A 709-nucleotide genomic window follows, 5' to 3' on the forward strand; every position below is an offset into this window, starting at 1 on the left:
TCATCGTTGCAACGGCAGTTCAACTTATCGTGACCTACGCGCTGTATAAGAAAGTAGAGAAGATGCAACTGATCACGTTTGTCATCGTCACGATATTCGGCAGCATGACCATTTTCTTCCATGACGACAACTTCATAAAATGGAAAGTCACTATCATTTACGTGGTGCTAGCAGTTGGCTTAACCGCCAGCCACTTAATGGGAAAATCGGTCGTCAAAGGCATGTTGGGTAAAGAGATCACGCTACCTGACGCGATTTGGGCGAAGATAAACTGGGCATGGGTAGGCTTCTTCTCATTTTTTGCAGGCCTAAACATTTACATCGCTTACGAGCTACCTCTGGATGTTTGGGTTAACTTCAAAGTATTTGGAATGCTGATCGCCACCTTCGCCTACATGATTGCTACTGGTGTCTACATTTACAAGCACATGCCAAAGGAAGAGAAAAATAACTCCTCCGATTTCTCGGTTGATGATTAAAAACTCAATTTTGCTATAATCCGGGCAAATGTATTATTCACAGCGACCTTCGGGTCGCTGTTTTGTTCAACGGACCAATAATTACTGCATTAGTATTCTTATTGGCACACCATATTTGCGCTTTTTTGAGCGCCCTTGAAGATTTAGGATGTCACTATGAGCCAAGAATTTAACTCTCCGAAAGGCCAGCTTCTGCTTCGTACCCTTGCAATGCCCGCTGATACAAATGC

1 protein-coding gene and 1 pseudogene are annotated in these 709 nt (G+C 43.6%); both read left to right on the forward strand.

The features are described from left to right. Nucleotides 1-479, forward strand: a 479-nt coding sequence (locus tag R7Z49_RS24985) for a septation protein A (protein WP_318112385.1), incomplete at its 5' end; no start/stop codon positions are given. Nucleotides 480-635: 156 nt separating this feature from the next. Then, nucleotides 636-709, forward strand: a pseudogene (locus R7Z49_RS24990) (acyl-CoA thioesterase); the annotation flags it as partial.

This window comes from Vibrio sp. 1562, from assembly GCF_033340155.1.
Lineage (GTDB): Bacteria > Pseudomonadota > Gammaproteobacteria > Enterobacterales > Vibrionaceae > Vibrio > Vibrio alginolyticus.